The organism is Leisingera sp. M523 (assembly GCF_025141335.1).
Lineage (GTDB): Bacteria > Pseudomonadota > Alphaproteobacteria > Rhodobacterales > Rhodobacteraceae > Leisingera.
Genome location: NZ_CP081036.1, coordinates 240274 through 261504, shown reverse-complemented (window position 1 = coordinate 261504; position 21231 = coordinate 240274). Strand labels below are relative to the sequence as shown.

Annotated in this window: 21 protein-coding genes, 1 tRNA gene and 1 pseudogene; 12 read left to right on the top strand and 11 right to left on the bottom strand. The window is 60.4% G+C overall.

All coding sequences use genetic code 11. The features are described from left to right. Positions 1 to 10: 10 nt before the first annotated feature. Positions 11 to 1678, bottom strand: a complete 1668-nt coding sequence (ettA, locus tag K3557_RS01260) for an energy-dependent translational throttle protein EttA (protein WP_259997116.1) — start codon at positions 1676 to 1678, stop codon at positions 11 to 13. Between the two features lie 320 nt (positions 1679 to 1998). Between ettA and K3557_RS01255 the strand changes: the two genes are divergently transcribed. Further along, positions 1999 to 2466: an aminoacyl-tRNA deacylase gene (locus tag K3557_RS01255; protein WP_259987475.1), complete on the top strand. Its 468-nt coding sequence runs from the start codon at positions 1999 to 2001 to the stop codon at positions 2464 to 2466. 55 nt (positions 2467 to 2521) lie between these two features. Here K3557_RS01255 and K3557_RS01250 read toward each other — a convergent pair whose 3' ends face one another. Continuing rightward, on the bottom strand, positions 2522 to 2788 hold the full coding sequence (locus K3557_RS01250; protein WP_259997106.1) for a zf-TFIIB domain-containing protein: 267 nt from the start codon (positions 2786 to 2788) through the stop codon (positions 2522 to 2524). Between the two features lie 165 nt (positions 2789 to 2953). On the opposite strand from K3557_RS01250, the gene K3557_RS01245 reads away from it, so the two are divergent. Beyond that, on the top strand, positions 2954 to 3568 hold the full coding sequence (locus tag K3557_RS01245) for a hypothetical protein (RefSeq protein WP_259997105.1): 615 nt from the start codon (positions 2954 to 2956) through the stop codon (positions 3566 to 3568). Between the two features lie 11 nt (positions 3569 to 3579). Here the strand turns inward: K3557_RS01245 and K3557_RS01240 are convergent, their stop codons facing one another. Both K3557_RS01240 and K3557_RS01235 read right to left on the bottom strand, forming a co-directional pair. After that, entirely contained in the window at positions 3580 to 3987 is a 408-nt protein-coding gene (locus tag K3557_RS01240; protein WP_134828926.1) for a universal stress protein, read from the bottom strand. 106 nt (positions 3988 to 4093) lie between these two features. After that, entirely contained in the window at positions 4094 to 4417 is a 324-nt protein-coding gene (locus tag K3557_RS01235) for an antibiotic biosynthesis monooxygenase (RefSeq protein ID WP_129369562.1), read from the bottom strand. A 183-nt stretch (positions 4418 to 4600) separates the two neighbouring features. Between K3557_RS01235 and K3557_RS01230 the strand changes: the two genes are divergently transcribed. Together K3557_RS01230 and K3557_RS01225 are read left to right on the top strand one after the other, a co-directional pair. After that, positions 4601 to 5230: a hypothetical protein gene (locus K3557_RS01230; RefSeq protein WP_259997104.1), complete on the top strand. Its 630-nt coding sequence runs from the start codon at positions 4601 to 4603 to the stop codon at positions 5228 to 5230. A gap of 27 nt (positions 5231 to 5257) precedes the next feature. Then, positions 5258 to 5752: a HugZ family protein gene (locus K3557_RS01225; protein WP_259997103.1), complete on the top strand. Its 495-nt coding sequence runs from the start codon at positions 5258 to 5260 to the stop codon at positions 5750 to 5752. Here K3557_RS01225 and K3557_RS01220 read toward each other — a convergent pair. The 3 genes from K3557_RS01220 to K3557_RS01210 all read right to left on the bottom strand — a co-directional run bounded on the left by K3557_RS01220 (position 5749) and on the right by K3557_RS01210 (position 10349). Next, the gene (locus K3557_RS01220; RefSeq protein ID WP_259997102.1) at positions 5749 to 8034 is read right to left on the bottom strand and encodes a glycosyl hydrolase family 28-related protein; all 2286 of its coding nucleotides are present in this window, start codon (positions 8032 to 8034) and stop codon (positions 5749 to 5751) included. The two genes, K3557_RS01225 and K3557_RS01220, sit on opposite strands and share 4 nt — an antisense overlap. A gap of 97 nt (positions 8035 to 8131) precedes the next feature. Next, complete coding sequence (locus K3557_RS01215) at positions 8132 to 8533, bottom strand: DUF4864 domain-containing protein (RefSeq protein WP_259997100.1); 402 nt, start codon at positions 8531 to 8533, stop codon at positions 8132 to 8134. A gap of 172 nt (positions 8534 to 8705) precedes the next feature. Then, positions 8706 to 10349, bottom strand: a complete 1644-nt coding sequence (locus K3557_RS01210; RefSeq protein ID WP_259997098.1) for a lysine--tRNA ligase — start codon at positions 10347 to 10349, stop codon at positions 8706 to 8708. Positions 10350 to 10599: 250 nt separating this feature from the next. Here K3557_RS01210 and K3557_RS01205 point away from each other — a divergent pair, with 250 nt between their 5' ends. Further along, on the top strand, positions 10600 to 11022 hold the full coding sequence (locus tag K3557_RS01205; RefSeq protein WP_027257720.1) for a tellurite resistance TerB family protein: 423 nt from the start codon (positions 10600 to 10602) through the stop codon (positions 11020 to 11022). Positions 11023 to 11223: 201 nt separating this feature from the next. Here K3557_RS01205 and K3557_RS01200 read toward each other — a convergent pair whose 3' ends face one another. After that, complete coding sequence (locus tag K3557_RS01200; protein ID WP_259997097.1) at positions 11224 to 11949, bottom strand: GNAT family N-acetyltransferase; 726 nt, start codon at positions 11947 to 11949, stop codon at positions 11224 to 11226. Positions 11950 to 12085: 136 nt separating this feature from the next. After that, entirely contained in the window at positions 12086 to 13573 is a 1488-nt protein-coding gene (dacB, locus tag K3557_RS01195) for a D-alanyl-D-alanine carboxypeptidase/D-alanyl-D-alanine-endopeptidase (RefSeq protein WP_259999516.1), read from the bottom strand. A 131-nt stretch (positions 13574 to 13704) separates the two neighbouring features. Between dacB and K3557_RS01190 the strand changes: the two genes are divergently transcribed. After that, entirely contained in the window at positions 13705 to 14511 is an 807-nt protein-coding gene (locus K3557_RS01190; protein WP_259997096.1) for a DMT family transporter, read from the top strand. Here the strand turns inward: K3557_RS01190 and K3557_RS01185 are convergent. Further along, on the bottom strand, positions 14491 to 15123 hold the full coding sequence (locus tag K3557_RS01185; RefSeq protein WP_259997093.1) for a nicotinate-nucleotide adenylyltransferase: 633 nt from the start codon (positions 15121 to 15123) through the stop codon (positions 14491 to 14493). The two genes, K3557_RS01190 and K3557_RS01185, sit on opposite strands and share 21 nt — an antisense overlap. Positions 15124 to 15669: 546 nt before the next feature. Here K3557_RS01185 and K3557_RS01175 point away from each other — a divergent pair. The 5 genes from K3557_RS01175 to K3557_RS01155 all read left to right on the top strand — a co-directional run bounded on the left by K3557_RS01175 (position 15670) and on the right by K3557_RS01155 (position 19413). After that, entirely contained in the window at positions 15670 to 17118 is a 1449-nt protein-coding gene (locus K3557_RS01175) for a PAS domain S-box protein (protein WP_259997091.1), read from the top strand. Positions 17119 to 17125: 7 nt separating this feature from the next. Further along, positions 17126 to 17590 (top strand): response regulator, encoded by a 465-nt coding sequence (locus K3557_RS01170; RefSeq protein WP_259987505.1) that lies wholly within the window; start codon positions 17126 to 17128, stop codon positions 17588 to 17590. Positions 17591 to 17776: 186 nt separating this feature from the next. Beyond that, positions 17777 to 18265 (top strand): GNAT family N-acetyltransferase, encoded by a 489-nt coding sequence (locus K3557_RS01165; protein ID WP_311198486.1) that lies wholly within the window; start codon positions 17777 to 17779, stop codon positions 18263 to 18265. A 35-nt stretch (positions 18266 to 18300) separates the two neighbouring features. Next, positions 18301 to 18377 (top strand) — tRNA-Arg (locus tag K3557_RS01160). Positions 18378 to 18732: 355 nt separating this feature from the next. Next, positions 18733 to 19413: a hypothetical protein gene (locus tag K3557_RS01155; RefSeq protein WP_259997089.1), complete on the top strand. Its 681-nt coding sequence runs from the start codon at positions 18733 to 18735 to the stop codon at positions 19411 to 19413. Between the two features lie 292 nt (positions 19414 to 19705). On the opposite strand, the pseudogene K3557_RS01150 reads toward K3557_RS01155, so the two are convergent. After that, a pseudogene (locus K3557_RS01150) lies at positions 19706 to 20802 on the bottom strand (IS5 family transposase). Positions 20803 to 20949: 147 nt separating this feature from the next. Between K3557_RS01150 and K3557_RS01145 the strand changes: the two are divergent. Next, on the top strand, positions 20950 to 21150 hold the full coding sequence (locus K3557_RS01145; protein WP_259997086.1) for a DUF4157 domain-containing protein: 201 nt from the start codon (positions 20950 to 20952) through the stop codon (positions 21148 to 21150). Positions 21151 to 21231: the final 81 nt, after the last annotated feature.

The following is a 21231-nucleotide window of genomic DNA, read 5'->3' as shown; positions in this document are numbered from 1 at the left end:
TACTTTGAGTTCACCGCACAAACTTCTTGTGCTTCAGGCGCTTGGGCTCCAGCGCGTCGGCTCCCAGACGGCGCTTCTTGTCTTCCTCGTAGTCCTCGAAATTGCCTTCGAACCACTCCACATGCGCGTCGCCTTCAAACGCCAGCATATGGGTGCAGATCCGGTCGAGGAAGAAACGGTCGTGTGAGATCACCACAGCGCAGCCGGCGAAATCGACCAGTGCGTCTTCCAGTGCCCGCAGGGTTTCCACGTCCAGGTCGTTGGTCGGCTCGTCAAGCAGCAGCACGTTGCCGCCCTCTTTCAGCAGCCGCGCCATATGGACCCGGTTGCGTTCACCGCCCGACAGCAGGTTCAGCGGTTTCTGCTGATCGCCGCCTTTAAAATTGAACGACGAGCAATAGGCGCGGGAATTGACCTGCGCATCGCCCAGTTCGATGATTTCAGAGCCGCCGGAAATGGCTTCCCAGACGGTTTCATTATCTTTCAGGTCATCGCGCGACTGATCGACATAGGACAGCTTCACGGTGTCGCCATAGGTGACGGTGCCCGCGTCGGGCTGCTCCTGGCCGGTCAGCATGCGGAACAGGGTGGATTTACCGGCGCCGTTGGGGCCGATCACGCCGACGATGCCGCCGGGCGGCAGATCAAAGGACAGGCCCTCCACCAGCTGCTTGTCGCCGTAGTGTTTGGAGATGCCTTCAACGTCGATCACCTTGGAGCCCAGACGCGGGCCGTTGGGGATGACGATCTGGGCGCGGGTCAGCTTTTCACGCTCGGACTGGCCGGCCAGATCGTTATAGGCGTTGATCCGGGCCTTGGATTTCGCCTGCCGCGCCTTGGCGCCCTGACGCATCCATTCCAACTCGCGCTCCAGCGTCTTCTGCTTGGATTTGTCTTCGCGCGCCTCTTGCTGCAGGCGTTTGGCCTTTTGCTCCAGCCAGGCAGAGTAATTGCCCTCGTAGGGAATGCCGCGGCCGCGGTCCAGTTCCAGGATCCAGCTGGTGATATCGTCCAGGAAATAGCGGTCGTGAGTGACGCAGAGGATGGTGCCCTTGTAGTCGATCAGGTGCTGCTGCAGCCAGGCGATGGTCTCGGCATCGAGGTGGTTGGTCGGTTCGTCAAGCAGCAGCATTTCCGGCGCTTCCAGCAGCAGCTTGCACAGGGCTACACGGCGGCGTTCACCGCCCGACAGGTTGGCAATCTCGGCATCATCCGGCGGGCAGCGCAGCGCCTCCATCGAGATGTCGATCTGGCTGTCCAGATCCCAGAGGTTTTCCGCATCAATGCTGTCTTGCAGCGCGGTCATCTCTTCCATCAGCTCGTCGGTGTAGTTCTCGGCCATTTCGACCGCGATCTGGTTGAAACGGTCGACCTTGTCCTTCTTGGCCTTGACACCCAGCATGACGTTTTCACGCACAGTCAGGCTCTCGTCCAGCTTCGGCTCCTGCGGCAGATAGCCGACTTTGGCGCCCTCAGCCGCCCAGGCCTCGCCGGTGAAATCGGTATCAAGACCGGCCATGATTTTCATCAGGGTGGATTTACCGGCGCCGTTGACGCCGACCACACCGATTTTCACGCCGGGGAGAAAGGACAGGTGAATGTTTTCAAAGCATTTCTTGCCACCGGGGTAGGTCTTGGAGACACCCTGCATATGGTAGACGTACTGATAGGCGGCCATGTGACTGCTCCATGATGGGGGAATTCTAGCTGGCTGGTGTGATAACGGATGGGCGGCGGCGGGGCAATGCGGGATACAAGCGGGATACAAGCGGTGCGTAATCCGGCTGCTGAACCGGCGGCGGCGGCTGCCCTCTTGCCCGACTCACCCCTCCTGCCCCACACTGGCGGGCACCGGAAACTTCGGGGCGCCCCGGCTTGCCGCTGGCTGCGCCCAGACCTGATGATGCCGCCCTTTCCAGGATCGCAAACCCACCGGCGGCATCCCAGACCTGCGCCACAGCGGCCGGGGGGCCTTTCCTAACACAGGAGGACCCTTTGATGATCGCCTCACGCCTGAAACATCATCTGGAGGCACAAGGCCTGCCGTTCGGCACGGTCCGCCATCCCTATACCGCCACGTCCGCCGAATGCGCCGAAAGCGCCCATGTGCCGGGGGACCATCTGGCAAAATCGGTGCTTATCCACATGGAGGAAGGCCCGGTGCTTGCCGTGGTGCCCTCCAACCAGACGGTTGATCTGCACGCGCTGCAATCGATGATGGACCGCCGCCTTGGCCTGGCGCCGGAATATGAGCTGAACCAGGTCTTTGACGATTGCGACCCTGGCGCTGCCCCCTGCGTGGGCCAGGCCTATCATGTGCCGACGATCATTGACGACAGCCTCAGCGGCCTGGACAAAGTCTGGTTCGAGGCCGGCGACCACAAGACATTGGTGGAAATGAAGGGGGATGATTTCGACACTCTGATGAAGGATGCCAAACACGGATCTTTCTGCATCGTGCATTAGCGCCTTCGACAATGGCTTGCCGCCCCCGCGTCACCGGGGCGGCGCCTGATGCGGCTCAGAAATCGAACAGATCTTCCAGAAAGTTCTTCTTTTTCTTCTTATAAGGCTTCTTGCCGTAGCGCGGATCATAATCGCCGCCCCGCTCGTCATAGCGCTGCGGCTGCTGCTGCGGTGCGGCCTGCACCGGCTGTGCCGATCGCTCGATGATCTTGTCCAGTTCGCCCCGGTCCAGCCACACGCCGCGGCATTTCGGGCAATAATCAATCTCCACCCCGGCGCGGTCGCTCATGACCAGCTGGGTTCCGTCAATCGGGCACTGCATTTGCGTCTCCTTGCACAACTCCAGCGACTCAGGTGGGCAGCGCCGCAGCCCGGCACAAGACAACAGTGCCGTAAATTCGCGATATTTGCAGAATTCCGCCCATTCACACGGGGCTGACCCGTGGTAAGCTGGCCAAAAATCACAGCAAAAACCGCGGAGGCACACTTGAGCAGCAAAACCATTCAGGCCGGAATCCTGACCCTGATCCTCGCCAGTACACCCGCCTTTGGCGGCGAAGGCGGCGGCGGCGGCAGCCGGGACAGCGGCGCAAGCAGCGGCGGCGGCGGCCAGCGCAGCGGGCTGAGCTCGCGGGCGACAAAAACCGTTGTCACGACGCTGACGCGCGGTTTTGACCGCTGCGGGACATTGCCCAAGGTCTACAAATACGACTGCTACCGCCACACCTATAAACTGGCGGTTCAGCAGCTGGGCGGCAACCATGCCTATGCCGAAGCAACCAAAGCGCTGGTCCTGGTGCAGGACACGCTGACCCAAGCGGTCAACAGCAATCTGGACCCGGCGCAAAAGCCCAAGCGCAAGGGGTTGAATCTGTACCGTGCGGTAAAACCGGCTGCTGTGCCGCAGATCAAACGGCAGACCGAACGGGCGATGCAGCAGGCCGAAACCATCCTGCTGCGCTCGCCTGCGGACAAGCAGGTGCATTACGCCCGCATCGCCGAAGCGGTGAATTCCAACAAGGTTCTGCTGCGCTCAGCCATGCTGCCGGGGGCGGCGATCCGGTTGGCCTGGAGGCTGCTTAAGGCGGCGGTGCCGGCCTGACCGGGGCGGTGTCAGCGCACCACATGCACCGCGCAAGCGGCGTGGCGCACCACATGGCCGGAGGTCGACCCCCACAGCAGATCCTGCATTGACGGGCGGTGCGATGCAAGAATGATCAGGTCCGGCTGGTTCTGCTCTGCCCAGTCCAGAATAGTGCGGCCGGAATGGCCTTCAACCAGTTCTCCGCGGGCATTGGGCAGGGTCTTGGCCAGCCCGTCCAGTTCTGCCTGCAGCGCGCTGCGGGTGCCGTCCATGAAATCTGCCGGAATGTAGGAAATCGCATAGGCCGGAACCTGTTCGATCACATGCAGCAGCGTCACGTTGGCCCCCGGGGCGGACAGCAGCCGCGCCACTTTCAGCGGCCCGGTCACATCCCGCTCGGGATCAAATGAAATCGGCACCAGGACATTGTGATACATAGCAAACCTCCATCGGTTGATGTTCCCGTCAATGATAGCCCTGCCGGTGGCATCCTGCCATGACCGGGGTCAAGGCAGGCGCCGTTTTGGGTGGGATTGGAAGACGCTAGGTGCCGAACACCTCGGCCACGTCATACATCACCGGCTCAAAACTGCGGCACAGTTCATTGATCTTGCGGTTGCGCTCGCGCATTTCGGGACTGCGCAGCATTGCCATGAAATCCTCGCGGCGGCGCCATTGCGAGTAATTGGCGATACGGGTCTGTGCGTCGTTCACATGCAGACCGGCCGCAACAAAGCCCGGCTGTTTCGAGATGAAGTCCGCATAGGCGTCCTGCAGCGCCTCCAGCAGGTCCTGGCAGGTCCCAGGCGTCATCTCAAATGTGGTGATAACGGTTTGGATATCAGCGGTTTTTGCTATTTTCGGCATTGGCCCCTCCGTTGAATTCCCCCAGCCTACGCCCGTTCGCGCATGAAGCGCACCACCTTTTTTGAGACGGCAATCATTTCGTGTAAAGTCAGAATTTAATACAACCTTAATCATAAACCGAAACTCTTGCCGCAGTGTTCTGAGGGTTTTGGGATGAAACCTGTCTGTGCCGTTTGTCTTGCCTTGACGCTGGCCCAGCCGGTGACTGGCGGTGCATGGCTGGAGAAGCCAGGCAGGGGGTTTGCGTCTGCCAGCGCCACCTACCGGAAAACCGGGGATGAAGGCGCCCAAGAGCTGAGCTATTATGGCGCATTTGGCGTTACCTCCAAGCTCACACTTGGTATTGACCTGAACCAAAGCTCGGCTGGCTCAGGCCACGCGCTGATGTTTGCCCGATTGCCGCTGCGCGCCGGCCCCCGCTTCCGGCTAGCGGTTGAGACAGGGGTCGGCGGCAATCATTACCAGGGTCTTTGGCAAAGGATGCAAAAGACAACCCTGTCTTACGGGCGCAGTTTCGAGACCGGCCAAAGCACCGGCTGGCTGGCGGTCGATGCCGCATACGAGCTGCGCAACAGCGGATTTGATGCGACCTGGAAACTGGACGCCACCATCGGTCTGAACCGGCCCGGAAAAGTCGCACCAATGCTGCAGGTCGAGACATCCAAGCCGGGCGGCGGCCGGTTTTCCTATGCGCTGACCCCGGCCCTGCGCTATCCGCTGGACGGCAGCCGCGAGCTGATCCTGGGACTGGAATACCGCAACACAGGCCGGCGCAGCCTTGGTCTGGAGCTGGGGGTGTGGCAAAAGTTCTGAAGCCTGTCACTGAAGCCAGAGAAACAGATGCCCGACCCGGTCCGCCCCGCAGATGACGATGCCCGCGCCATGGGCCAAAGCCTGATGGCAAGCGCCCGCTTTGCCGCCCTTGGCGTGCTGCTGGACGATGGCAGCCCGCTGGTCACACGGGTGGCTTTCGGACTGGATCCGCAAGGGGGGCCTGTCAGCCTGATCTCCGGCCTGGCGCTGCACACGGCTGCGCTGCGTCAGCGCCCGGCCTGCTCGCTGCTGGTGGGCGAGCCGGGGGACAAAGGCGATCCGCTTGCCCATCCGCGGCTGAGCCTGATGTGCCAAGCGTGTTTTGTCAGCCGCCAGGACCCGCAGCATGAGGTACTGGCCGCGCATTACCTGCGCCGCCAGCCCAAGGCCAAACTGTATCTGCAACTGGCTGATTTCACCTTTGTGCGGTTTGCCGTGACGGGGGCGCATCTGAATGGCGGCTTTGGCAAGGCCTTCCGCCTTGCCGCCGCCGATCTGCAAACGCCTGGCAGCACTGGCTAGCTGTCCATCCGCATGATCACCTGAACCTCGCCCTTGACCGCTTCGCCCCAGCGCAGCCGGATCTCGTCGTTGTCCGGCCCTTGCTCCGCTTCGGTATACGGCACAATGTAGCGGGTGCTGTTGCCGCCGCTCTTAAGCGCGCCCAGCGGCACCACGCTGTCGACATAGCGGGCAAACCCCTGGAACGGCAGCAACCCTTCGGCCCGCACCGGCCAGGAGGTTGAGGCGGAGGATTGATCATGCCGCACCCGCAGCGGATTGGCGGTTTGGGCGGTGACATTGTGATACATGTTGCCGCTGAAATCGACGTTTTTAGACCGGCTGAAATCCAGATCCGAAAAACTGGTATCCACGCGCTCCGCCCGGTCAATGCTGCCCTGAAGCGAGCGGAATTTATTGCCGGTGACAGACAGCCCGTTCAGAAAATGGCCGCTGCCGTAGGGTTTGACGACGATGTAGCTGAACCACGGCGCGACATCGCCGGACAGGAACACATTGGCACTCACTGACAAGGCGCTGAACGAAAACCCGCCGGTGAAATCAGGTGTTGCGTCCCGCTCATTGGTCCATTCGATAAAGCAATTGTCGATGTAGTTGTCCGACACGGTTGAGGTGCAGTTGTTGGAGGCCAGCACCAGACCTGCTGTGCGCACGCCGTTGGCGATGCTGTCGCCCTGAAAGAAGTGATTTCCGGTTACCGTATTGTTGCCGCCCGCCAGCAGCGCGAAATGGCGGAACCTTGTGGCCCGGTTGCTGCGCAGCTTGGCGTCGTTGGAATTGACGTTAAGGCCGATGCTGACCCGGTCTGGAACGTCCAGCGGGTCCTCAGCTGACAGGAACTGGCAATTGTCGACCAGAATACCCTGGCAGCCGGTTCCGGCCGAAGTAATGCCTCGGTCTTTAGGGCGTGAAAAGAAACAGCTGTCGAACGAATTCACCGACCCGGCCGGCGCCAGCCGCACTGCGCTGCAGCGGGAATTGCACTGAAATTCGATGCCTTCCATGCCAAACTTGCTGAGCGAACTAAAGCCGCTGAAATCCACCAGGTATTTGAAGTCGCGGAAGGTGAACGTCTGGGTGCCTTCGGCATCATAAAGCGCTGCGCTGAGGGTCAGCTCTCCGGCGCCGGTGTTTTTGGATTTCACATAAATCTCGCGGCCCACTCCGGCGCCTTCGACCAGCGAGCCAACCGCAATATTCGCGATACTCGCAACATTAGTCAGCTTCTTGGAGTCCGAGGCACTGTAGGTTGCCTGCGAGGTCACCGTACCGGTGTCCCAGGCCGCATTGCTGGCGGCCTCCAATTGGCCGTTACGGATCACCCGGCGGGTCGCATAAGAGCTTTTGTTCGGGACTGCCGCTTGCATGTCGATCGGCCCGGTGACGGTGATCTTGCGGCCCTTCAGATCCAGGGATTCGTGATCTGCGTTGTTGATCAACGCCTGAAACGCCTTTTTGAACCCCAGCTCCTCATTGCCGAATGCCGCCGCATATGCGGGGAAATCGAAATTCTTTGTCAGCAACAGCATCTGACTGTCCGGCATGGAAACGGTGCCTTCGAACACGGCCTGGTGGTTCAGCGAAACGGTGCTGCTCAGGCGGAAATCCCCTGCAGGCACTAGGATGCGCCGCCCGTCTGCTGCCGCGTCCGCCGCTTCAAAGGCCGCCGTGCAATCAAAGCTGCCATTGCCCACCGCGCCATAGTCGGTGACGTCCACCAAGCTTAGCATATCCCGCACAAAGGCGCTGGTGATGTCGGTGATCTCGATGTCGTCGATCCGCACCACGCCGCCGTTGGCGCCGGTCAGGTCGAGGCCGAAATGGCCGTAGGCCGCACTGCGCCCCCAGGGCATGTCCACGCCGCCGCGGCTGCCGCTGCCGACAATGCCGGTGACCTCCGCAACCTGGCCATAGGCGGTCAACGAGACTTGCGGCGCAGCCTCAGTCACGCCACCGATATGGCCGCCGCCGCTGGCCCCCGCCCAGCCTGCAACGCGGACCGCAGGCAGCGCGCCGCTCACTGCTTTGACACGGACCTTGATCTGCAGATAGCAGCCCGGTTGCAGCGGCGTCTGCCCCATGAAGCGCAGCTTCTGGGTGTTCTCAGTCTTCTGCATCTCCAGGCAGCCGCCGAAATCAGCGTCCGCCGCCACAAAGACTGCATTGGCGGCGCCGTCATAGGTGTCTGATCCGGGGGTGCCGTCGCCGCTGGACCAGACGTCCAGACCATCCGCAAATGCGGGCGGCATCAGCTGCAAACCTTCGGTGATTGCCTTGTTCATGAGAATTCCTTTTCCTGCTGAGCATGTCGCGTTCAGGGAAAAGGATTTACAGATGCCGCGTTAAATTCCGCCCAGCGGTGCGTGCGCAGGCCTGGGCTCAGGCGCCTTCAGCGTGCCCGTTCAATAGCTGTACCGCGTTGATTTTCCAACCACTTTCAAGCTTAACCATTTGATAATCCAAAAGGTGCACGCGGCCCTTTGTGTCAGTGATCATCACCCGCTGCCAATGGCTGCCTGCCACCTCGCGCAAGTCCAGATAGCGCACTTCTGCAGGCCGCCAGACCATCGGGTAGCCCTGGCGCACCATCGCGGCAAAGTGGTCCGGGGTGCCGAAAATGCGCCGGATCAACGGCGAAGCATAGGAGAAGGCGGTTTCGGTATCATTGTTCAGGAAGGCAGAAATCTGAGAGCCGATCACGGCTGTGACCGGCTCCCTTTGCGCTATTGCCGGGAAGGCCAGAAGAAAAACACTTACCCCCGCAAACAGAACACTGCGCATCTGTCCCTCCCGGTCCGTTTGACTCCAGTTAGGGCAATGTGACGTTACGTCAAAAAGTTTTTTTGATGGAGCTGACGCACAGCGCGGGACAAGGCCGCAGGCCGCCGCGCATGGCTGAAAAAGAATAGGGCGCGGAAACCCGCGCCCTTGCTGATCGCTATTGCGCGATAGCTTACGCCAGCTCGCCCGCCAGCGCCTGCTCGATCAGCGCGACGGTGTCCGCGACGCCGTAAAGCGCGATAAAGCCGCCGAAACGGGGGCCTTGGGAGGCACCCAGCAGCACCTCGTAGATCGCCGAGAACCAAGCGCGCAGCGGCTCGAAGCCGTGGATCTTGCCGATAGCAAAGACCACGGACTGCAGGAATTCTTCGTCCGTGAAATCGGCTTCGGGCAGCGGGTCGTCATTGCCGGCCAGCTCGTTCTTTTTGGCAATCGCCGCCAGCGCCGCCTCGGGCGATTTCAGCGCGTCTGCCAGATCCTGCAGCGCTGCGCGCTCCTGATCGGTGGGCAGGCGGAACACTTTGGACGGTTTCACAAAGTCGTTGAAATAGGCCACGGCAAAACCCGCCGCCTGATCCATCGCCGGGTTGCTTTCCGGGGTCGCGTCGGGCGCGTACTTGTTGATGAAGCCCCACATCGTTGCCTTGTCCTCGGCGCTGGAGGCCGAAGCGAGGTTCAGCAGCATCGAGAACGGCACCACCATATCCGACTGCGGCACGTCACCGCCATGGATGTGCCAGACCGGGTTGTTCAGCTGCCCTTTCAGGTCCTGGGTGTGATAGGCGCGCAGCTGCTGGTGGTATTCGTCGACCGCCTTGGGGATCACATCGAAGTGCATCCGCTTGGCGGTTTTCGGCTTCAGATACATGAAGTACGCGAGGCTTTCAGTCGAGGCATAGGTCAGCCACTCATCAATCGAAATGCCGTTGCCGGAGGTTTTCGAGATTTTCTGGCCGTTGGCATCCAGGAACAATTCATATGTGAAATGCTCCGGTGCGCGGTGGCCCAGCACCCGGCAGATGCCATCATAGATCGGCGTGTTGGTGGAGTGGTCCTTGCCGTACATCTCAAAATCGACTTCCAGCGCGGCCCAGCGGGCGCCAAAGTCCGGCTTCCACTGCAGCTTCACGTTGCCGCCGGTCACCGGCAGGGTCCATTCCTTGCCGTCTTCGTCGTCAAAGGTGACGGTGTAGGTCTCGGCGCAGACCTTTTTCATCGGCACGTACAGGACGCGGCCGGTTTCCGGGTGGATCGGCAGGAAGATCGAATAGGTCTGGCGGCGCTCCTCGCGCAGGGACTTCAGCATGATCGCCATCACGTCGTCGTATTTGTCGACGGCGCGTTTCAGCACCTCGTCGAACTGGCCGGATTTGTAGAATTCCTGCGCCGAATAAAACTCATACTCGAACCCGAAGGTATCAAGGAAGCGGCGCAGCATGGCGTTGTTGTGGTGGCCGAAACTCTCGTGGGTGCCGAAGGGATCCGGCACCGAGGTCAGCGGCTTTTGCAGATGCTCTTGCAGACTGTCGGCATTGGGCACATTGCCCGGCACCTTGCGCATCCCGTCCAGATCATCAGAGAAGCAGATCAGCTTGGCCGGGATATCCGAGATCAGTTCAAACGCGGTCTTGATCATGGTGGTGCGGGCGACCTCGCCGAAGGTGCCGATATGCGGCAACCCCGAGGGGCCATAACCGGTTTCAAACAGAACATAGCCCTTTTCCGGCGCGCCCTTGGCGTAACGTTTGAGAACCCGGCGGGCCTCTTCAAACGGCCAGGCTTTGCTCTTGAGAGCTTCTTCGCGCACATCAGACATTTGTGTTCTCCATCGGCGGCGTCGTTTCCGGTTTTCCAGGGGCCGCAAGATCAGTGCGGATGCCCCATGCATCCAGCCCTTTCCTCTATTGTGCTGATGCAGCATGAGTCAATAATCACTGGCCCGCCGAGACTGTCTTTTGCCGCAGCGGAGAGGATAAAACACCGCGCAGCCACAGCCTGTTGTTGAACCTCGCCGCCGGCATACCTATCGTGGCCGGATCAATATTGCGCAAAGAAGGATTCCGTCCATGAGTGAGCAAACCCCGCACCCGATGTCCCCGCAGGACTGTCTGGTGGCGCTGATGGTGGCGGTTTCTGCCTCGGACGAGAACATCCGCACCGCCGAGCTGGTAAAGATCCAGTCCGCGGTCAACATGCTGCCGGTGTTCGCCGACTATGACATCGACCGGGTGACACGGGTTTCGCAGACGGTTCTGGACCTGTTTGAACAGGAAGACGGTCTGGCGGCGCTGTTCGGCCTCATTCGCGGCGATCTGCCGGAGCGGCTGTTTGAAACCGCCTATGCGCTGTCCTGCGATGTGGCGGCTGCGGACGGGATCCTGGGCGAGACTGAACTCGAGTTTCTGGCGGAGGTCCGCTATGAGCTGAACATCGACCGGCTGCATGCCGCCGCCATCGAACGCGGCGCACGGGCGCGGCACATGGTCTGAAAGGCGCATGGTCTGAAAGGCGGAAGGGGGCGCTGCCCCCGGCCTTCCGGCCTCCCCCGGGATATTTTCAGCAAGAAGAAGATCCCGGGGGAGGCCAGCCTGGCAGAAATTTCTGCCACTTTGCGGTTTTCCGGACTTTCCGCCTGGCGAAGTATAAGCAGCCAAGCGCGGGCGCGGCTGGCTGCGCAGGGTCCTGCGGTATCAGCCTGTCCGTCTGGCTGCTGCGATCAAAGTGCCAAGGCTCTGCTTTTGCTGTCCTTGGGCACCGAAGTTTGCTGGATCAAGCCACGTCTGATAGGCGGATTCAAGCATGGGCCATTCGCCATCCAGCACTGAATACCATGCGGTATCACGATTGCGGCCTTTATAGACAATGGCCTGGCGGAACAGACCATCATAGGTGAAACCGAAACGCTTTGCCGCGCGGCAGGACGGCGCATTCAGGGCGTCGCATTTCCACTCATAGCGGCGGTAGCCCAAATCATTGAACACCCGTGCCATCATCAGACACATCGCCTCGGTCGCCGCCCGTGTCTGCTGCAGCGGCGGGGCAAAAGTGATGCCGCCAACCTCGATCACGCCATGGGCAGGCTGAATGCGCATATAGCTGGCAATACCTTCGGCCTTGCCGCTGTCCCCGTTGATGACCGCGAAATAGGGCTGCGCATCCACCCCGCTGGCCGCTTGCACCCAGGCATGCAGGCATTCCGGCGTCTCAAAGGGGCCATAGGGCACATAGGTCCAGATCGCATCGGTCTGATCCTGCCGGAAGGCCGCGAACAGATCGGCGGCGTGGCGGTCCGCATTCAGCGGCTCAACCCGGCAGTATTGCCCCGCCATGCCGGTGTGGCCGGGGTGGCGGGCGCCGCGCCAGTCCGGCAGCGGCGCGCCGATGGGCTGGCCATGTTCGTTGAAGTATCTGGTCATGGCGGCATCCTTTTCTAAGCAGTTCCGCGGCGGCTTGCACCACCGCCCTGCGCAGGTTTGACATGCCCCCGGACCGGAAAAAACGTCCAGATATTGGCAATATACCCAGACCAATCCCGCCTGTCCCGGGCCCGGGTCAGCTGCCGTAGACCGCGCCCCATCGTTCGATCAGTTGCTGTTGCAGCTTCTTGGCACGGCGGTTCCAGCCGCGCGCGCCCTTGGGTCGTTCGCGCTGTGCGCGGGGGATGCGGGCACGTGTTTTCTGGTCAGCGGTGAAAATGGCAAAGGCCAGCTCCGTCCCGTCCGCAGCGGTCATGAAACCGCCCAGGCCCGAGACAAAGTTCAGCGTGCCGGTCTTGGCCGCGACCTTGATCGGATGTCCCTTGACGATACCGCCCTTGGCATCGCGCATCCGGAAAGGTTTCAGAAGCGGTTTGAGCCGGCCTGCCCTGTAGGCCGCAACCAATGCACCGGTCAGATCCCCCGGCGTCATCCGCGACGCCTCGCCAAGGCCGGAATGGTCCACCAGCCTGGTGCCGGACATGCCGTATTTTCCGGCAGCCCAGCGGTTCATTTCGGCGGCGGAGTCCTTGAGCGAAGCAGGCCGGCTGCCGCGTGCGGCGGTGGCGGACATGCCGATCATCTCGGCCATCAGGTTGTTGGAGTATTTCAGCATCGCCTTGAGCATTACATCCAGCGGCGGGCTGTGATGCCGGGCCAGCAGTTGCGATTGGGGCAAGGATTTGGCGGGTTTTGCCTTGTCCAGCTTGATCCCGTTTGCCCGCGCCAAGGTGCGGAACACATCGCCGGCATAGGCCGCAGGGTTGCGGACCGGCAGCCAGCGCGATCCGCCCTTGCCCAGCGCCTTGCCGGCGACAGTCCAGTGATCGACGCCCCCTTTTTCGGCATAGGTATAGACCGGCCCCGAGCGCGAGGCGATTTTCATCTGCGCATTGACCACTTCGGGACGGTATTTCTCGGTCCTTGCATCCATGGTGATCGCCCAGCCGCCGCCGGACGCGCGTTTCCATTCGAAATGCACCCGGTTGAAGTTCAGCGCGATGCCGGACACGGCGGGGGAATAGCCGACATGGTCGGGCTGGCCCGGATCGATGGTTCTGACCGCAGGCAGGCTGCCGTCCCAAACCAGGAATCTGCCCCGCACTTCGCGCACGCCGGCGTTTTTCAACGCCTTGGCCAGCAGCGCCAGATGATCGGTATTGAGCATAGGGTCGCCGCCGCCGGCCAGGATCAGATCGCCCTTGACGATGCCGCCCGCGACACCGCCGGTCGCCAGTATGCGGGTCTCGAACCGGTGGTCCGCACCCAGCACATCCAGCGCATACAGCGCGGTAAGCGCCTTGGCGACGCTGGCAGGCGGCAGGGCTTTGGCCTGGCCCGACGATTCCAGCAGCTTGCCGGTTTTCACATCGGCCACCGCACAGACCGCCTGGCCCGGCAGATTGGCCCGCGCCAATAGCGCCTTGAGCCCGTCCGCTCCGGCCGCGAGAGAGCTGACACGGCGCGCCACGGGCCGCAGCGACACCGCCGGCGCATTGGCCAGCGCTGAGGAGCCCGCCAAAGCGGCAAGCCCGGAAAGGAGGAATGTCCGGCGTGAAGTCATGTTATTCATTTTTAGTGTCAGGACCTGCTCTTCTTCAATCCCGTTTCCACGGCAATCCGCCGCAGTATCCGGGGTTTTTCCCGGTGGGAAGTCCTGCTACCGCTGGCAGCATGTTGCAAGCAGTCATCCTTATGTTCGTGGCCATGTCAATGATCCCTGCGGGCGATCTGTGCGGGAAGCTGCTGACGGGCGGCGGGCTGGCCACACCGGCGTTTGTCGCCTGGTCGCGGTTTGCTATCGGCACCGCGCTGATCCTGCCGTTTGTGCCGCGCCGGGCCTATACGCTGCTGGGCGATTGGCGGCTGTGGCTGCGGGCCGGACTGCTGACTGGCGGCATCTTTTCGATCCAGCTGGCACTGGCGACCGAGCCGCTGGCCAATGTCTTTGCCGCCTTCTTTGTCGGTCCGGTAATCAGCTATGTGCTGTCGGTCCTGCTTTTGCGGGAACAGGCGACATTGCTGCGCAGCCTGCTGATGGGGCTGGGGTTCATCGGCGTGCTGATGGTGGTGCGGCCAGGCCTGGGAGGCTCCATCAACCTGTTGTGGGCGGTGCTGGCGGGATGTTTCTATGGCGGCTTCCTGACCAGTTCGCGCTGGCTGGCGCATCTGGGGTCGCCGTTGGAGCTGAGCCTGACCCAGCTGCTGCTTTCCGCCATCCTGTTGCTGCCCTTGGGCCTCGGCAGCCTGCCGGAGTTTTCGCCCTCGACCGCCGCACTGACGGTGGGCAGCGCGGCGTTTTCAATGACCGGCAATCTGCTGCTGCTGTTTGCCTATGGCCGGGTGCAGGCAGTGAAACTGGCGCCAATGGTCTATTTCCAGCTGGTCGCCGCTGTCAGCCTCGGCTGGGCGGTGTTCAGCCAGCTGCCTGATGCCTGGACCTGGGCCGGGCTGGCTGTGGTGCTGTCCGCCGGTCTGGCCTCAGCTGTGCTCCGCCGCTGACCATTCGCCGCGGGCCCGGATTTCGGTTGAGCTGACATCCACCATCGGCACGTTGACAAAACACCAGGCCGGAGCCGTGGCCCGCGCCAGCAAATGGCTCTGGCAGCCTTTCAGCATCGCATGGCGGGCAAAGCGCGCTGCGGGGGAAAACCGCGCTGAGATCCGGTCGTTCGGCCGTGCCAGCACCCCCACCGGCACAGTGTCCAGGATCTGCTGCCAGTCTTTCCAGCGATGGAAATGGGTCAGATTGTCGGCCCCCATCAGCCAGACAAAGCGCACCCCCGGATGGCGGCGGCGCAGATGGCGCAGGGTCTGGGCGGTGTAGCGGGTTCCGAGATCCGCCTCGATGCCGCTGATGTGGATGCGCGGGTGCTGGATCAGGCCTTGCGACGCTGCAATCCGCCGCTGCAGAGCGGCCGGCTGGCGCGCTTTCAATGGGTTGCCCGGGGACACCAGCCAGAACAGGTGATCCAGTCCGAACCGCCGCAGTGCCGCATGGGAAATCGCCGCATGGCCGCGGTGCGGCGGATCAAAGGACCCTCCCAGAAGCCCGACGCTTTGGCCTGGGCGGATATGCGGCAGCTTGCAAACCATAACAGCCTTGATGCACATAATTTCCCGGGGAGATCAATCGGGTGAGGCACCACAGCCCTGATGATGCGGCGGCGCTTTACAGCCCGCGATCCCGCAACTGCCGCGGTTCAAATGCTCTCTCGAACCGGTGGCCTTCGCAGTCTCACTCCTTGCATCGTTGCTTGCAGCGGCCCGGGATGTCCAGACTGCCGGACGCCGAGGATGGCAAACCAAGGCGGCAAAAGTTCAAGCGCGGCCCGATCGGCAGGAGCAGAGAGCAGCTTAGTTTGCGCTCGAAACTGTCCCAGCATCGGGGAACAGCCCATGTCCGCTTAGCCATCGGCCTGGCTGCAACTGTTACTTATTGGGTTTATGTCCAGAGACTAAGGAACGCCCAGCAAACAGCCTGTTCGCAAGCGGCAACTTAAAGTTGCACATCTATTGCCGAAATTTCCAAAAGGTGTAATCTGGTCAAAAAAACCGGCCCGTATGCAGCGCGCAGCAGGGAATACCAGCGATCAGTAAGCAGGCTTTGGACCGCTTGCGCAGCAGCAGAAAGCTCCAAGGATGACATTTTCCAGACAAATGGACGCCTCCCAGCCACTCCGGGGCAATCGCATCCGGTACCTGACCCGCGGCACGGCAGCCCTGCTCGTTGGCGCCGGTTTTATTTTCGACCTGCTGACGCCGCTTGGGATCGCGGGCGGCCTTATCTACGTGACCGTTGTCCTGTGCGCTCTTTGGGATGACAACCTGAACACAGCTTACAAGTATGCCGCAGCTACCACTGTGCTGACGATTCTTGGCTATCTGCTGTTCCAGCGTATCGGGGTCAATGAATGGATTGTCCTGACCAACCGGGCGCTAACTGTACTGGCGCTTTGGGCACTTGCCTTCATCGTTCGCCAGCAGAAAGCTGCCCAGCTTTCGCTGGAACGTAAAAAGACTGAGCTTGCTGCCATTCAAGACAACACTGTCGAAGGGATGATAACCATCAGCACCGAAGGGACCATCCTGAGCTATAACCACGCCTGCAGGAAAATCTTCGGCTATGCCGCCGAAGACGTGATTGGCCGGAACATCAAATTTCTGATGCCGGAACATTACCGCTCCGAACATGATGGCTATCTCAGCAACTACCTTCGGACCCGGCAGAAGAAAATCATTGGCACGATCCGGGAGGTTCAGGGACAACGCAAAGACGGCAGTATCTTCCCGCTCGAATTGTCTGTCAGCGAAGTCCGGGTCGGCGGCCACCACCTGTTCAGCGGAATCGTGCGCGACATTTCCGAACAGAAGCGCGCCGAGGCGGAGCGGGAACAGTTCATCAGTGATCTGTCCCGTTCGAACCAGGATCTGGACGATTTTGCCTATGTGGCATCCCATGATCTGCGGGCGCCTTTGCGGGTTATCGGAAACGCCTCCAGCTGGCTGGAGGAGGATCTCGCCGACACCTTGGACGATGAGAGCCAGGAAAACCTGCAGCTTATCCGGTCCCGGGTTTCAAGGATGGAACAACTGCTGGACGACCTGCACGAATATTCCCGGGCCGGGCGCAGTACGGACGCCAGATACCAACAGTTGATGCCGGGTTCCGATCTGATGGAAGAGGTGCTTTTGCTGATTGATCAGCCAAAGGGGGTCACCATCAATACCGACCCCGGATTCGCCGCCATCCAGCTTCCCAACATGCCGTTGAAGCAAATTTTGGCCAACCTGATCTCCAATGCGATCAAACACAACGAAACCAGCACAGGCGTGGTTGACGTGCTGCTGGAAGACGACGGCGGCATGTATGCCATTACGGTCGCCGATGACGGTCCCGGTATTGATCCGCAGTTTCACGAGCAGATTTTCAAGATGTTTCAGACCCTGAAGTCGCGCGACGTGGTCGAAGGCAGCGGTATCGGCCTGGCGATCGTCAAGAAACACGTGGAAAATGCGGGCGGCAGAATATCTTTGCAGTCTTCGCCGGGCGAAGGCTGCGCATTCCGGTTCACCTGGCCCAAGACGGCCCGCCCTAGTCAAGGATAAGAAAAGTATGAAGAGATTTAATAGCGGCGGGCAAACCTCCCATAAGGATTTGAACATCCTTCTGGTAGATGACGACCACGGGGACGCCAAGGCCGTTCAGCGGGCATTCAAGAAAGTCAAAATCGCAAATGAGATCACCCGCGCGATCGACGGGCTTGAGGCGCTGGATTACCTCCGCGGGACGGGTGGCAAGGACAAGATCCAACAGCCCTATGTGCTGCTGGTTGATATCAAGATGCCGCGGATGAGCGGCATCGAGCTGGTCCAGGAATTGCGCGCCGATCCTGAACTCAGCAGGTCAGTGGTATTCTTCCTGACGACCTCAAGCCACGAACAGGACATCGAAGCTGCCTATGATTTGAATGCAGCAGGCTATATCGTGAAAGAAACAGCAGGGCGTGATTTTCTGCAACTTGTCGATATGGTTGACCGCTATTGGCGGATTGTCGAATTCCCTATCCCCGGCACCTGACCCGCAGCACTGTTGCGGCACTGCGTCTGAAAATCACCGGCAGCCATGCAAAACACGCCGCACTTCCGGGCCGGTTTCAACGCCATGGCAAGGTGCCATCATATCTTGACACTGAGGGGGAAAGGATAGCTGTCTTGTGCCTGAGACAGATTGCAGAAATTCCATTCACATCCCCGAGAGCAGGAGGTGCCGCAGATTATGCCCCGCTTTGAGATCAGCCCGGAAAACCCGGCCGGACCGGAAGCTTCAGCCCTGATCCGGCGGCATCTTTCGCAAATGGCGGCACAATCGCCGGAAGAAAGCTGCCACGCGCTGGATACAAGCGGCCTTGAAGGCCCTGAGGTACAGTTCTTTCTGCTGCGCCAGGGCGGCAAACCGGTTGCCATGGGGGCGCTGAAACTGCTGGACGGCGGCGCACGCGAACTGAAGTCCATGCACACGGTGTCCGAGGCCCGCGGCAGCGGAGCAGGACGCGCAATGCTGGAATTCCTGCTGAAGCTTTCCCGCAAAGAAGAGGCCACAGGCCTCTTTCTGGAGACTGGCTCCACCGATGATTTTCTGCCTTCGCGCAGACTGTATGAATCTCTTGGTTTTAAGCAATGCGCGCCCTTTGGGGATTACGCAGCGGACCCTTGGTCAGTATTCATGCACCTGGACTTGCGCGCAGCGGCTTGACCCTTGGCACCCGCCTGTCATAACAGGCGCCAAGCGGTCCCTTAGCTCAACTGGATAGAGCAGCTGACTTCTAATCAGCAGGTTGAGGGTTCGAGTCCTTCAGGGATCGCCACTTCCTTTAGTTGCCAATTGCCAATTAGGCATAACCTTGCACACTTCAGGGGTTTTGATGCACACCCTGTGTCAAGTGGAAAGTGCCAAGTGAAGTTAAGAGTAGCAAAGGCTCAGAGAGAAAACGTTTTCGCTCCTCGACCGGCCCCGGGGCACCAGCAGGCAAATGTCAGCTCATGAGCGTGTTCAGGACGGGTGCAACCTCCTTTAGGAGGTAGATTGGTCCGATGGTCACACCATTCAGCCGGAAAGCTTCAATCCCGTGAGCTGCAAAAGCCGCCAGAATCGTGTTCCGGTGCAGCCCGGTCTCCTTCACTAACACCGTCGGCTTGGTGAACTTGTCATGGAAAGCAGCGATGTCCGCACCGGACATCCGCCACTGGGAGTGTTTTGTCACCGGATACAGCGCCTCTTCCAGGCGGACGCAAAGCGAAATCTGGCGTCTCGTGCGCCATCACAGTCGCGAGCTTGGCGTGATCGGCTTTTACTACGACGAGTGCCAACACGTCTTTACGTCTGGCGCCAAGTCGAACCGCATTTTCTTGGATAGCTTCAAGTCCCTGATGAAAGAACCCGAATGGCCTCTGATACTGGTCTTGTCGGGTGTCCCTGCCCTTGGGACATATGTGCATTCCGAAGAGCAGCTGTCCCACCTGCTGACACAGGTTCATTTCGATGAGATCAGCCTTGGCAAGAGCGCCGATCCGGCCAAGGACCCTGACATGATAGAGCTGAACAAACTTGTATATGCTTATGCCGAACTTGCTGAGGTCGATGTCGAGGCGGTTGTGGATGTCGACTTCCTGGAGCGGCTGGACTTTGCATGTTGCTCACGCTGGGGGCTGGTAATTGAGCTCATGATTAGGGCATTCGCGTTGTGTCGGATGCGCGGAAAGGATGTCGCCACACTCAAGATGTTCACGAAAGCGTACGATAGGGGTTCCCGTCTCCCCAAAGGCCTATCACCCTTCACAGCGCCGGACTACCGGGACATCTTCGATAGGGCGATGCTCCTAGAGATAATCAACAAGACATAGCAGATGCGGTGAAATCGAAGGCTGCACCGAGGGCTCGCATTCGCGGGCCCTTTTTCTTGGCTAAGGGTGTGCATGCTTATGTGTTTGCTGTGCATGCTTTTGCCTAAGTGAGCAGAAGGGAAATCCTCAAATGTTTGATTAATAACAGCTTTTTGCGGAACCACGTCGATGCGAATCGAATGGGTGTGCAAACTTATGAGACATTGGCAGTTGCCAATTGCCAATTAGGCATAATCTGGGCATTGTTGCAGAACTCGCTCTTGAGGCCTGGCTCCCCCTTTCCCCTCCGAACTTAGGCGACGCGGATAATCTCAGCGGTGCCGAGTGCGTTGAAGCGGTTGATGAGTGCGATGCGGATATGGATCTCGGCGGTTTGGCGGTCGGGGTCTCTTGCGGCAATGCGCTCGCCGAATGCCTTTAAGCAGCGCATCTTTGCCTCGATCCGGCTTCGGACGTGGTATCCTGTCCAGCGCTTCCAGAAGGCTCGACCGTAGTGTCGGGTGGCTCGCAGAGTTTCGTTTCTGACCTGCGCAGCCGGACAATCTTCTTTCCACAACCGGCCATTCTTGCGGATCGGGATGATCGGGGCCGCGTCGCGTTCGAGGATCGCGGCATGGCAGCGTCGCGTGTCATAGGCACCATCGGCGATCACGGTGCCGATGTCTTCGTCCTCGGGGAACTGACCCAACAAGTCCGGTAAGACCGGGCTGTCCACTGCCCGGCAGTGGTTTGCGCAGCATAACCACGAGAGGGGCCGTCGCGGCTGGGGGTGAATTCGACGGCACGGATGTCAGACGTGGCAGCATCCATCGCAAGATGAACCTTGCGCCCCTCTCATTGATTGCTCTGCAATCAACTGCCGGGCAGCCATTGGCGCCGCCCCTGAACGCCGTGCTTGCGGGCCTGCCACTCACCATCGCCAAGGAACTTGATCCCGGTGCTGTCCACAAGCAGGTTCAGCGGCCCATCGGCGCGGCGATATGGGATCTGGACGGCCAGCGTTCTATGGGCTTACGCGGCCCCACTGGGGCCACGGTCCCATCTCACTCTGCCGGCGGCACAGCGTAGAGAAATCCGGAACGGGCCAGTCCAGACCCGCCAGGTGCAAAAGGCTGGTGACCATCCCGACGGTCTGCCGGAGAGGCAGCTTGAACAGAACCTTGATCGACAGGCAGAACTGGATTGCCGCATCCGAGAAAACCGCAGGGCGACCGGGGCTGCCATCATGCGGCGCGAGCCAGGTCATCTCTTCGTCCAACCAACCTCTTGGGACATTGCTGCGCAATACCCTGCCGGTCAGTGGATCAGAAGCGACCCGTGCTTTCTGAGCGCATCGTTGTAGCTGGACCAATTCGTCGTACGGTAGCGGGCAGGTGCGGGCTTGCTCATCTGCCCCGTCTAACCGCATGGATTCGTGATGTGAATCCTTAGAACTCAGAGCTCTGCAACAACGCCGGTCCAAAGGCATCCTAAACTGAGAGAGGCTTTGGCTCGTCTGGTTGGTTTGGTTATGCGGCGCGTTGTCTGTGGTGCAGGGTGTATGTCGGCGGCAATGCCAAGGACGTCTGCAAGGAACTGAAAGCCAAAGCCTTTACCGTCGGCAACAACATCTATGTGATGAAGCCTGCATTCGCCAAGGATACCGACCTGCTGGCGCATGAGCTGACCCATGTGCTGCAGAAGGGCAAGAGCAAGATGCCCAAGGCCAAGGACGGCGTGGCGCTGACCTCAAAGTAGGCCTGTACCATCCTTTCGCGCGGTGCTGCTCAGCCTATTGACACATTTTAAACCTTTTTTAAGCAAAATTGCCCGCAAGAT

What these genes read in the sequence shown, in the direction of transcription:
- K3557_RS01200 (WP_259997097.1), bottom strand. Translation starts at nt 11,949, where the DNA reads ATGACCAGATACTTCAACGAACATGGCCAGCCCATCGGCGCGCCGCTG.
- K3557_RS01210 (WP_259997098.1), bottom strand. Translation starts at nt 10,349, where the DNA reads ATGTCTGATGTGCGCGAAGAAGCTCTCAAGAGCAAAGCCTGGCCGTTT.
- K3557_RS01250 (WP_259997106.1), bottom strand. Translation starts at nt 2,788, where the DNA reads ATGCAGTGCCCGATTGACGGAACCCAGCTGGTCATGAGCGACCGCGCC.
- K3557_RS01225 (WP_259997103.1), top strand. Translation starts at nt 5,258, where the DNA reads ATGCCCGACCCGGTCCGCCCCGCAGATGACGATGCCCGCGCCATGGGC.
- K3557_RS01185 (WP_259997093.1), bottom strand. Translation starts at nt 15,123, where the DNA reads ATGTGCATCAAGGCTGTTATGGTTTGCAAGCTGCCGCATATCCGCCCA.
- K3557_RS01155 (WP_259997089.1), top strand. Translation starts at nt 18,733, where the DNA reads ATGTCCGCACCGGACATCCGCCACTGGGAGTGTTTTGTCACCGGATAC.
- K3557_RS01215 (WP_259997100.1), bottom strand. Translation starts at nt 8,533, where the DNA reads ATGCGCAGTGTTCTGTTTGCGGGGGTAAGTGTTTTTCTTCTGGCCTTC.
- K3557_RS01170 (WP_259987505.1), top strand. Translation starts at nt 17,126, where the DNA reads ATGAAGAGATTTAATAGCGGCGGGCAAACCTCCCATAAGGATTTGAAC.
- K3557_RS01175 (WP_259997091.1), top strand. Translation starts at nt 15,670, where the DNA reads ATGGACGCCTCCCAGCCACTCCGGGGCAATCGCATCCGGTACCTGACC.
- K3557_RS01190 (WP_259997096.1), top strand. Translation starts at nt 13,705, where the DNA reads ATGTTCGTGGCCATGTCAATGATCCCTGCGGGCGATCTGTGCGGGAAG.
- K3557_RS01220 (WP_259997102.1), bottom strand. Translation starts at nt 8,034, where the DNA reads ATGAACAAGGCAATCACCGAAGGTTTGCAGCTGATGCCGCCCGCATTT.
- K3557_RS01255 (WP_259987475.1), top strand. Translation starts at nt 1,999, where the DNA reads ATGATCGCCTCACGCCTGAAACATCATCTGGAGGCACAAGGCCTGCCG.
- dacB (WP_259999516.1), bottom strand. Translation starts at nt 13,573, where the DNA reads ATGACTTCACGCCGGACATTCCTCCTTTCCGGGCTTGCCGCTTTGGCG.
- K3557_RS01205 (WP_027257720.1), top strand. Translation starts at nt 10,600, where the DNA reads ATGAGTGAGCAAACCCCGCACCCGATGTCCCCGCAGGACTGTCTGGTG.
- K3557_RS01235 (WP_129369562.1), bottom strand. Translation starts at nt 4,417, where the DNA reads ATGCCGAAAATAGCAAAAACCGCTGATATCCAAACCGTTATCACCACA.
- K3557_RS01240 (WP_134828926.1), bottom strand. Translation starts at nt 3,987, where the DNA reads ATGTATCACAATGTCCTGGTGCCGATTTCATTTGATCCCGAGCGGGAT.
- ettA (WP_259997116.1), bottom strand. Translation starts at nt 1,678, where the DNA reads ATGGCCGCCTATCAGTACGTCTACCATATGCAGGGTGTCTCCAAGACC.